This window comes from Dyadobacter sp. (assembly GCF_051859145.1).
In the GTDB taxonomy this organism is placed as follows: Bacteria; Bacteroidota; Bacteroidia; order Cytophagales; family Spirosomataceae; genus Dyadobacter.
The window spans coordinates 1-10670 of sequence record NZ_JBHYGF010000108.1 but is presented as its reverse complement, the minus strand read 5'-3'; the positions used below and the strand labels follow the sequence as shown (position 1 = coordinate 10670).

Annotated in this window: 10 protein-coding genes; 7 read left to right on the top strand and 3 right to left on the bottom strand. The window is 44.5% G+C overall.

Annotated elements, in window-relative coordinates; translation table 11 throughout:
• On the top strand, nucleotides 1-391 hold a 391-nt coding region (locus ACTIE6_RS07880), incomplete at its 5' end, for a DUF4870 domain-containing protein (protein WP_439556117.1).
• Between the two features lie 64 nt (nucleotides 392-455).
• On the opposite strand, the gene ACTIE6_RS07875 is transcribed toward ACTIE6_RS07880, so the two are convergent.
• Together ACTIE6_RS07875 and ACTIE6_RS07870 are read right to left on the bottom strand one after the other, a co-directional pair.
• Nucleotides 456-812 (bottom strand): SnoaL-like domain-containing protein, encoded by a 357-nt coding sequence (locus tag ACTIE6_RS07875; RefSeq protein ID WP_439556116.1) that lies wholly within the window; start codon nucleotides 810-812, stop codon nucleotides 456-458.
• A 111-nt stretch (nucleotides 813-923) separates the two neighbouring features.
• On the bottom strand, nucleotides 924-2144 hold the full coding sequence (locus ACTIE6_RS07870) for an alpha/beta hydrolase (protein WP_439556115.1): 1221 nt from the start codon (nucleotides 2142-2144) through the stop codon (nucleotides 924-926).
• A 351-nt stretch (nucleotides 2145-2495) separates the two neighbouring features.
• Here ACTIE6_RS07870 and ACTIE6_RS07865 point away from each other — a divergent pair, with 351 nt between their 5' ends.
• Together ACTIE6_RS07865 and ACTIE6_RS07860 are read left to right on the top strand one after the other, a co-directional pair.
• A complete protein-coding gene (locus tag ACTIE6_RS07865) occupies nucleotides 2496-3572 on the top strand; it encodes a spore photoproduct lyase family protein (protein WP_439556114.1) in 1077 nt (358 codons plus the stop codon).
• Between the two features lie 247 nt (nucleotides 3573-3819).
• The gene (locus ACTIE6_RS07860) at nucleotides 3820-4932 is read left to right on the top strand and encodes an acyltransferase family protein (protein ID WP_439556113.1); all 1113 of its coding nucleotides are present in this window, start codon (nucleotides 3820-3822) and stop codon (nucleotides 4930-4932) included.
• 6 nt (nucleotides 4933-4938) lie between these two features.
• On the opposite strand, the gene ACTIE6_RS07855 is transcribed toward ACTIE6_RS07860, so the two are convergent.
• The gene (locus ACTIE6_RS07855; RefSeq protein ID WP_439556112.1) at nucleotides 4939-5208 is read right to left on the bottom strand and encodes a SymE family type I addiction module toxin; all 270 of its coding nucleotides are present in this window, start codon (nucleotides 5206-5208) and stop codon (nucleotides 4939-4941) included.
• 312 nt (nucleotides 5209-5520) lie between these two features.
• Here ACTIE6_RS07855 and ACTIE6_RS07850 point away from each other — a divergent pair, with 312 nt between their 5' ends.
• From ACTIE6_RS07850 to ACTIE6_RS07835, 4 genes are all read left to right on the top strand, one after another.
• Nucleotides 5521-5988, top strand: a complete 468-nt coding sequence (locus tag ACTIE6_RS07850) for a hypothetical protein (protein WP_439556111.1) — start codon at nucleotides 5521-5523, stop codon at nucleotides 5986-5988.
• A 12-nt stretch (nucleotides 5989-6000) separates the two neighbouring features.
• Nucleotides 6001-6492 carry a HEPN domain-containing protein gene (locus ACTIE6_RS07845; RefSeq protein WP_439556110.1) on the top strand — a complete coding sequence of 164 codons (492 nt, stop codon included), beginning with the start codon at nucleotides 6001-6003 and terminating at the stop codon, nucleotides 6490-6492.
• A 216-nt stretch (nucleotides 6493-6708) separates the two neighbouring features.
• Nucleotides 6709-9813 (top strand): SIR2 family protein, encoded by a 3105-nt coding sequence (locus ACTIE6_RS07840; RefSeq protein WP_439556109.1) that lies wholly within the window; start codon nucleotides 6709-6711, stop codon nucleotides 9811-9813.
• A 184-nt stretch (nucleotides 9814-9997) separates the two neighbouring features.
• Nucleotides 9998-10486 carry a hypothetical protein gene (locus ACTIE6_RS07835; RefSeq protein ID WP_439556108.1) on the top strand — a complete coding sequence of 163 codons (489 nt, stop codon included), beginning with the start codon at nucleotides 9998-10000 and terminating at the stop codon, nucleotides 10484-10486.
• Nucleotides 10487-10670 lie beyond the last annotated feature (184 nt).

Genomic DNA, 10670 nt, shown 5'->3' with positions numbered 1-10670 from the left:
ACAAAATTCTGTGTCTTTGTCCATGGAAGAAGATCCGGGATATTTAAAATTGATGAACTTGTCTACTTTAACGTTGTGGTTTATCCCACTTGGAAACATCTTCATCCCACTTGCATTCTGGATTTACCGGAAAAATAAAATTGAGGGTGTAAATGAGCTTGGAAGGCGCATTATCAACTTTCAGATTACGTGGACACTGGTCACCTACGGTCTTGCTTACCTTAGCCTGGTACCGACATTTACCGGCAACTTCCTGTTCCATCCAATGACTTTTTTGCCCTTGATGCTTACGCTGTTCTTAGGCAATACCATCTTTATCATTCTGACGCACAGAAAAATTGCCAGAGGCGATCAGAATGTATATCCATTTAGCTTGAAACTCATAAGCTGATAAAAGAAAAGATACGGGCAGCAAACCACCTGTATCTTTCTCAAAACATTTCCTTGTAAATAGCTCAATAAAAGAACTGCTCGGAAATAATTTTCCCATCCCGCACTTCATACAGCATGATCTGGTTCATCTGTATCCTTCCAAAATCCTGCAAAGTAATATCGGTCTCCCGCGCGACCGCAAAATGATTGCCCGTCACAATCGGCGCGGAAGTATAAGCACGATGCCCTGCCGTAATCTTGCTAATAAACTCCTCCCCTTTCCTCCGGACATTCTCAAATCCTTCGGCATATCCCAGGTAAGGCGAATACGGCGGATCAATGCTTTTCACATTGTCCGAAAAGAATTCATCCTGGATCTGAAACCATTTTTCCTGTTGTGCAAGCTCGTGATAACGGTCGGCTACTTCCTGTGTTGTCATTGTTTTTGAATTTTAGCTTTGGGGTTTTGTCACAAGCAAATATAGTGTTTTGAGATCAGGTCAGGTGGAGGGAAAACGGACATTCTTGCTAGGAGATTGGGACATTTTGATCTATTTCTTCAAAGCCTCCAACTTCTCCCATGTTTCCTTGTGGTCCTCTATTGCCAAAGACTTTTCATACTGCGCAATCGCAGCAGCTTTATCCTTTCTTGAAGCAAAAAAATCACCATAAGAATCAAACGCATTCCAGCTACCGGGATAGTTGACTGTATTCAGCTGGAAAAAAGCTTCGGCCATTACATCCTTCTTGGCTTCCATCGCCTGGTAGCCGAGCGAGTTGACCATTTCCTCGGGCGGAAGCACCGGGTAGCCCATTTGCTTAGAAACATTGTTGTAATGCTTTACGATCCTTTCAGGAAATGCAGTAGTGTTTTTGTCCAAATCAGAATCGGTAAATTTCAGCTGGTAAAAGTCAAAAATGAACCGCAGACCATCGTACTCGGTAATCAGCGGCGCGGAGCTATGCGTGTCATCCGCGTAGAACTTACTCTTGTACCGCAGCCCGATTTTCGGGTTGGCTTTAATGAATTTGTCGAGGTCAACAATAGAGCGGATATGCCGCGAAAACGGGCTTGGATCCTTTGCCACATCCGCCAAGGTAATGCCTTCGCTCAATGTATTGGCAATGCCCAAGTAAAGCGAAACTCCATTGTATTTGTTCGCATTAAGTGCCTTTTTCGCCGTTTCCAAAAAACTCGTATGATCAAACCACAAGCTCGGCTCAATGCAGATGTAGGAATTAAAAAGCTGCGGCCGCGTGATTAGCGCATTTATCACCACCAGCCCACCCAGCGAATGCCCGATCAGCATTTTATAAGGCGCCGTCGGGTACATCGAGTCAATTTGCGGCATCAGCTCTTTCTCAATAAAAGCCAGAAACACATTACCGCCACCCGTCTGCCGCACAGCCGCACTATCCATAAACGGCGGATCTACCGTGGACTGATTCGGCGTCATATCCAACCTCCGGTTTCTGTTCCGTATCCCCACCACGATCATTTGCGGCACAATCATATTCCCATTCACCGAGCTCAACTGCTGCACCATCCCCACCACAGAATTAAAATGCGACTCGCCGTCGAGCAGATAGATTACAGGGTACCGCTTTTTGGAATACGGGCTGTCGCCACCATCCGGCACATGCAACATTACCTCGCGGGTTTGATTGAGTATTTTGGATTGGATGGTGTCGATATGGCCGATTTGGATAGGGGTTTGGGCTTGGGCGACTGCTGAAATAAGCAGAAGGAAGGCAGATAGAAAATACTTCATGGGGCGTCAGTATATCAGTTTCTTATATAAGAATATTTTCGGTTGAAATACTCTATGATTTTGTTAATACCCTCATTTGTCATGCTGAGCGCAGTCGAAGCAACGTGCACAATGCTTCTTACATGTTAGTAGCTTGCTGCCCGCCCTTCGACCGCATCGGCGGCCGCTCCGCTCAGGGTGACAAAGGTGAGAGCAAGCAAACGACCTACCCTTGTCATGCTGAGCGCAGTCGAAGCACGAGCACGATGCTTCTTTCATGTTAATAGCTCGGTACCTGCCCTTCGACTGCGCTCAGGATGACAAACGTGGAACTGGCAAACTTTTATTACAACACGCGCAAACACCAAACTCATGCTTCATCAAAAAACCATCACCGACCTCCTTACCATCCACCAGATCTACATGGAACCCTCCGTCCCCACTTACGAGCGTGGGCGCGAGATCCTGGCCAAATACCCCGATGCCGAGCACATTGAAGTGGAATCCCACTGGAAAATCCCCGAGCTTTTCGGCTTCGAAGGTTCCGTCGATGATTGGCTTTGGAACAAAAAGAATGTCCTCATTCTCGGGGCCAAGAAAGGCCTCACTTGTCGGCCCAATACCCGCAGCTCGCATTGGGTGGCGCCTTCGCAGTCCAATGGTTGTACCATGTCGTGCTCGTATTGCTACGTGCCGCGGCGGAAAGGTTATGCCAATCCCATTTCCATTTTTGTAAACATCGAGCAGATCATGGGTTACCTCAGCCGCCACGCCGCCAAGCAGGGCGTCAAAGCCGAGCCCGATGCCATCGACCCGGAATATTGGGTGTACGAAATCGGCGAAAATGGCGATTGCTCGGCCGATGCAGCCATTTGTGATAATGTGAAAGACATGATCGACCTCTACAAAACGCTGCCCAATGCCAAGCTCACTTTCGCCACCAAGTTCGTTAACCGCGAAATGCTCAGCTACGATCCGCAGCGTAAAACACGCATCCGGTTCAGTCTCATGCCGCATCAAATGTCCAAGCTCGTCGACGTCCGCACCACGCCCATCAGCGAGCGCATCGCCGTCATGAACGAATTCCGCGAGGCTGGTTATGAGGTCAATGTAAGTTTCGCGCCCGTGATTTACTACGAAGGCTGGCTCGACGACTGGTACGCGCTTTTCGAAGAAATGAACCAGGTCCTCGACGAACAAACCAAAGCCCAGCTCGCCACCGAAATCATCTTCCTCACCCACAACGACCGCCTCCACGAAGTAAACCTAGGCTGGCACCCCAAAGCCGAAGAAGTCCTCTGGCGGCCGGATATTCAGCAGGTGAAATATAGCCAGTCGGGGCAAAGGAATGTGCGGTATAAGAATAATATTAAGAGGGAGATTGTTTCTGAGCTTGTTGAAGCCGTGAAGAAGGAGTTGCCTTACTGCCAGATTAGATATGCGTTTTAGCTTTTGTCATGCTGAGCGCAGTCGAAGCACGAGCTAGCTCACCAACTTTGTTTTTATCTGTTAAAAGCATTGCTTTTTTCTCAAAGTGCTTTTTGTTTGCCGCATCAGCCCTTCGACTGCGCTCAGGGTGACAAATGAGGATAGGTCCAAGTTAAAAGACAAAACCGCCTTCTTACCCACTACCTTTGGAAGCAAAGCCACCTTTGTCATGCTGAGCGCAGTCGAAGCACGAGCTAGCTCACCAACTATGAACAACACCACCCTCCCCCCAAAACCCCACTACCAAACCCTAGACGGCCTCCGCGGCATCGCCGCAATAATAGTCCTCTGCTTCCACCTCACCGAACCCCTAGCCACAACCCGGCTAGAAAACGTCATAAACCACGGCTACCTAGCCGTAGACTTCTTCTTCCTCCTCTCCGGCTACGTCATCGGCTACGCATACGACGACAGGTGGGACAAACTCACCGTCGGGGCTTTCCTTCGGCGGCGGTTCGAGCGGCTGCAACCACTCGTCGTGCTCGGCATGACGCTCGGCGCCATCGGCTTTTATTACACCGACTCCCCCATCTGGCCCCTCATTCACACCGTGCCCCTCTGGAAGCTGCTCGTCGTGATGCTCATTGGGTGGACGCTCCTGCCCGTCCCGCTTTCGATGGATATCCGCGGCTGGTTCGAAATGCACCCGCTCAACAGCGTCGGCTGGTCGCTCTTTTTCGAATACATTGCCAACATCCTCTACGCCCTCGGCCTGAGGAAGTTATCCAACAAAGCACTGGCCGTTTTCGTCGCCCTGGCCGGCGCGGTGCTTTTGCATTTCGCCGTCACCAACCCGAACGGAGACGTCACCGGCGGCTGGACATTGAATGCCGAACACATGCGCGTCGGCATCACGCGGACGATATTTCCGTTTTTCGCCGGCCTGCTCCTCTCCCGCGTCGCCCGGCCCGGCCGTATCCCGAATGCCTTTCTCTGGTGCAGCCTCCTCGTGGCGGCCGTTTTGCTCATGCCCCGCATCGGCGGCGCAGACCGCCTCTGGCTCAATGGTTTGTACGAAGCATTTTGCATTATCATCGTCTTCCCGGCCATCGTCTACCTCGGTGCCGGCGGCGTGGCGCGCAGCCCGGCCGAAGCCAAAATCTGCAAATTCCTCGGTGACCTTTCCTATCCCTTATACATGACACATTACGTGCTCGTCTATTTCTACGTCGCCTGGGTAAGCCGCCACAAAGGCATCACATTATCCGAAGCCTTCCCCGCCGCCCTGCTCACCTTCTTCGGCGCGATCGTGCTGGCGTACATCAGTTTGAAATTTTACGACGAACCCACCAGGGCCTGGCTCCGCAAAAAGCTGAAATAGCGAAGCCTAAGAAAGCACCTCACTGCGCCGCGACCGTCGTTTCCGAACTGGCGCAGGTTCCGGCTCTGGCGCCGGATTGAGCGTAATCTCCAATTTATTCCCAAAACACCGCACCGTCACCTCATCCCCACATTCAAAACCGGCATCCAGCAGCCACTTCCCGCAAAGCCTGATCTCCGGCATCACCACATACCGATACCAAGCCCGCGGCACATATTTGCTATAAACTGTCAACTGCCTTTCCGAAGGCCAAGAAGAATTTTTTTCGTGTGTCATAGTTTGTAGGTTTTGCTAGGCAATATTAACACAGAAAAAAATGGAAATGAAAATGAGACGTTTCGTCAGAAGCTGTTTTACAAATAGTTGAAAATGAAAAGTATGATGTAATATGCTAATTGTTTTACACAAAATGCTAAACAATTATAATTTCATGTACATTTTAATGGGTTAAAAAAAATTGAAAAAACTTTTGATAGAGGCATATCTCTGTTGTTCCTATAATGTCTAGTCAATGTAAAATCTGCAAAGTAATCTTCTTATATTCGCAAACCTTTCTCTCAAAAATCATAAACAAAAACACTACTACACATGCAGAATCTAACAGAAGAAAAGAACAAAACCGACCTTTGGTTCGACGAGTTTGTGTCTTCGATTCGCGTGGACCAACTTGCATTGGAAACCGGCGTCGCCAGCGAAGAGCAAAAGCATTTCTACGAAACGCTTATCAATGGAAGCATTCAGGATATGATGGACACGGGCATGAAAACGGCCCAGCAATATTATATCCAAAATATGCTCGTCGACTACATTCACCTCTTGAAGAAATTCGAAGACGCTCCGTTTTTGAAACTTGCCGTGAGCTTCCACAATTCCGAACTTTTAGTTTGGGCAGAAATCCAGGATGACGCCGAAGAGGTTGAAGGAGAGCTAGTTATGGCAGAAGCCAAAATCAACGCAAAGTATCACAAACATGGTTTCGACATGACGACGACCATTGTTGAGCAATGCGACGCGCTTCCGGTTCCCAGCCATTATAACTTTTTGTTCGGCAAATAACATCACACACTTTTGGCACTTCTTGAAGATCACCTCCGTCAGGCTACACGAAATCTAAAATTTCTCGAAAACATCAATCAGCTCGTCACCGATTCATTGGATTGGCAGGTTACCACATGTTTCTACACGGCCTTGCACCTCATTAATGCGCATCTGGCCAGTTTCGGGATGCAATACAAAACGCACCACGACGTCGACGACGCCATCAATCCCGAGCATCGCCTTTCACCCTGCAAAGTCAGCGAGGAAACTTATAAAGCATACAAAATGCTCTACAACCTCTCCCGCCGCTCGCGCTATTTAGTAATGGTAACCAACAACCGCGTAGTCGACACCGGCAAAGCCGAACTGACACATTCCAAACACCAGGCCCGCGCATTGCGGCATTTGAACACGGTTTTGGAATTTTATTGTCGGCAGTATAATGCTCAAATTTCTGCGGTGAAGATTCAATGTGAGGAATTGAATGCTGGGGAGGGGCTGCGGTTTTTTAGGTTGGGATGAATAGCATAGCACATTCTACCCATTCACATTAAACTTAAAAAGGCATATTGCTTTCAAACTTCCTGAAAAACCAAGTTCATATTGACAGTTTAAATATACTTGCTAAAAAGGATACTCCGTGTTTGGCGAACCAAGAATATCAGTAAAAAATAGTTCTTAAAGCGGTTAAAAGATTAGGCTGAAATGCTTATACCTTTCGAACGTAAAATCCTCCCAATGGCCATAAACATACCTAATCAACTTATAAGTCAAATTCAAGAGGGAAACTGTGTCCTGTTTCTTGGTGCCGGAGCAAGTTATGGAGCGGAAAGCAAAAACGCCGGAAAAATTCCGCAAGCGCAACAACTCTCGAATCTATTAGCTGAAAAGTTTCTGGGACCCTCTTACATGGATCGCCCACTTGACTATGTGTCGGAAATTGCTATTTCTGAATCTAACCTATCAAGTGTGCAAGGCTTTATAGCTAACATATTTTCCCCATTTTCTCCATCAGATTTTCATAAATTGATCCCGTCTTTTTTTTGGAGAGCAATTTTCACTACAAATTACGATACTCTTGTTGAACAATGCTATCACAACAATCCCAATAGCCTACAAGAACTATCAAAAATTGTAAGAGATACAAGGCAGCAGGACATCTTTCATAATAATAAGAGTTTACCGTATTATAAATTACATGGATGTATTAATCATGTAAACGAAGAAGAAATTCCGTTAATATTAACCATCGATCAATATATAACTCACAGGACAAATAGAAAAAGGCTATTTCAGACGTTGCAAGAATTGGCTTATGACAAACCAATACTTTTTGTGGGATACAAACTTGCTGATCCGAATATCAGAGCAATTTTGAACGAGCTTGGTGAATCATTAAGCAAACGAATCAGGTCCTATATGGTATCGCCAGACATAATGGACGAAGAAATAAGGTTTTGGGAAGGAAAAAAAATAACTCCAATAAAGGCTACATTTCAAGAATTTATAACTGAGCTAGACCAAAAAATACCCTCAGTAAATCGAATACTCGCATCGTTCAGGCCTAAGTTAGAACATCCAATATTCGCGAAATTTGCAACTCCCATTACCTCAGTTCGACCAACAGAAACATTTTTACATTTTATAAATGAGGAGGTTGACTTTATTCATAAAAACTTTGCGACGGAACTTACAAGGCCTTCATCATTCTTCAAGGGAGTCTTTGAAGGTTGGGATCCAATAAGTCAAAACTTAGATGTCAAAAGACATATTAGTGATTCCATCTTGTCAGAAGTCTTTATTAACGATGATTATAATTTACAGCAAAGTTTGATATTAATAAAAGGACATGCGGGGTCTGGAAAAAGCGTTTTGTTAAAACGGATAATCTGGGATGCATCCATACTATTAGAAAAGCTATGCATATATTTAAAGCCTACATTCAAAATTAGTTATTCGAATATTGCCGAACTATACAATTACTGTAAGGAACGAATCTTCCTGTTTATCGATGGAGTCTCTGGACGTGAGGATGACCTTCATACCTTTCTAAAAAAATGTGCAGCTGATAATATAGAGATAACCGTTATATGTACGGAAAGATCAAATGTCTGGAATACAGATTGTCAGATCTTATATCCTAACCTTACAAAATCATATACTCTTCAATATTTGAACAATAAGGAGATTGAACAACTCTTATTGTTACTAGAACGGCATAACTGTCTTGGCATGCTAGCAAATAAATCTCAGCAGGAACGTATCGCCGCTTTGTCGGAAAGAGGTACTCGTGAACTACTCATTGCTCTTTATGAAGCAACTCACGGCAAGAGATTTGAAGAAATTATTAAGGATGAGTACGACAAAATTAATAATGAGGCTGCAAAGTCAATGTACCTAACCATATGCATACTTCATCGATTAGGAGCTTCCGCAAGAGCAGGATTGATTGCAAGAGTACATAACATAACATTTACGGAATTCAAAGAACGACTATTTGAGCCGCTAGAATTTATTGTCTTTGATAAACGAGATTATACAATAAATGATTACGTGTATCTAGCAAGACATAAACAAATTGCCGAGATGGTTTTTGAAACGGTTTTGACTACTCAGCAGGATCGATATGATGAGTATGTTAGAGTATTAACCTATCTCAATACAGACTTTGAAAGCGACTATACAGCATGTTTGTCTATGGTAAATGCAAGAAAACTCATGATAATGTTTAATGACCCTATCATGGTGCGTAATCTATATGATATTGCTGAAAAGGGTAATCCAGAGAATCCTAAGATATATCAGCAACGAGCAATCTATGAAATGAATGCTCCAAACGGAAGTATGCATACTGCTGAAAGATACCTTCGAGTTGCCTCAAATCTCGCACCGAAAGATCCGGTAATCTTACACAGCTTTGCGGAGTTCGAGTTGAAGAAAGCTGAGCAATCTGACTATAAAATTGATAGGATTGCAAGTATACAAAAAGCAATCGACATATGTCAGCGTCTGATATCAAGGAATAACGATTCTAGTTATGCTTACACTACAATTCTAAAATCATATTTGCTGCGTTTGAAAATTGAAGTGAATGATAATGAATACCCTGTTATTGAAAGCATAATAAAAGAATTTGAGAAGCATTTAAGTAAAGCAAAACAAATGCATCCATTGGAAGAAATGATACTGGGAGTAGAAGCTTCTTTTAACGAATTCTTTGAAGATAAACCCGGCACTATTGAAGTACTAAAACATGCTTATAATATTAATAAAGCGAGTCCCTTTATTTCGTTGAGATACTCAACACTGTTACATAATAATTCCGACTTAGACGGTGCAATTGAAATTTTATCTGAGACGGCTAAACTTAACCCAAATATACAAGAAGTAAATTTTAGGTTAGGAATTTATATATCCGAAAAAAATCCTGACAATTATAATGAAATTATCCATTATCTGCGAAAAGCATTTACCAAAGGCGATGCCAGATATACAGCTCAATTTTGGTACGCTCGCGCCCTATATTTGAATAAAGAAATTGGCGAAGCAAAGTTAATTTTTAAGCAACTCAAAGTCGCGAAAGTTCCATATGAAGTTAAAAATAGAACAACTGGTTATTTGATGTCAAATGGTCAAAGGTATAGGTGTAACGGAATTATAAGAAGATTAGAAGACACGTATGGATTTGTTGAGATAAATTATAATGGTGACACTATTTACTTTGATTTAGAAAATAATCAGGAAAGTTTGCATTTGATAGAAAGAGATAGACGTATTAGTGCTGAGATTGGATTTAATTTTCTTGGCCCGATTGCATGCAGTATAAGGAGCCCGATTCTTTAATTCTACAAAGGAAACCGATTGTTAAAGTTGATTAATATAGATCTAAGACTAATTTCTAGTTAAATCGAGCATCGGTCGCAACCGCCGTTCCAAAATTGCACTATTCCACCAAACACCTTCAAGATCAGAAGAACTTTCGCCTGTGTGGTAATTTTGTTAAACTATTGAAATACAAGATGCGTTTATGGTTTTGAGCGGCACGAAATGCTGGCTTGAAACTTTAAACATCTCCGTTCATTTTATCATTTTTACAATAAGCAGATTAAGCGAACTTGTGACCGGAGACACAAACACAGAGATCATGAAAATATTGCAAAATTCCCTCAGACAGAACAAGCAGAAAGCGCAAGGAAACGAACTTTCGAAAAACCGTTACTCGGTACTATATACGCTGAAAGGGCAGTACCAGCACGTGGGCTGCTCGTCGCAGGAAGAGGCGCAGCACGTCCTGGGCACGCTCCAGACCGACGGCCACCGCATCCCCATCGGCATTTACGATTCCCAAACCGACACTTTCGAGTGGGAAATCATCGGCCAATACTTCCACGCACAAGACTCCGCCGCGGCACAGCAAGAACGGTTGCATGAGGTGTTGACGGTGGCGAGGTCGTTGAGAAGACGGGATGGGAGCTGGCAGCCTGGGGTGCTGGGGAGGGCGAGCTTTTTTGCGTAGCCTTTGGAAATAGCATAGTGCACGTTGCTTCGGCAGTAGCGTAGTGCCTGTGCTTCGACTGTGCTCAGCATGACAACGGCTGCGCCTTTTAGGTTTGCTGCCCCACCTTGTCACCCTGATTTCTATGATAAAACCAAGTGATCGTTATAGGTTGCTTGGTTTTTTATTAGGGCAAAGATGATGT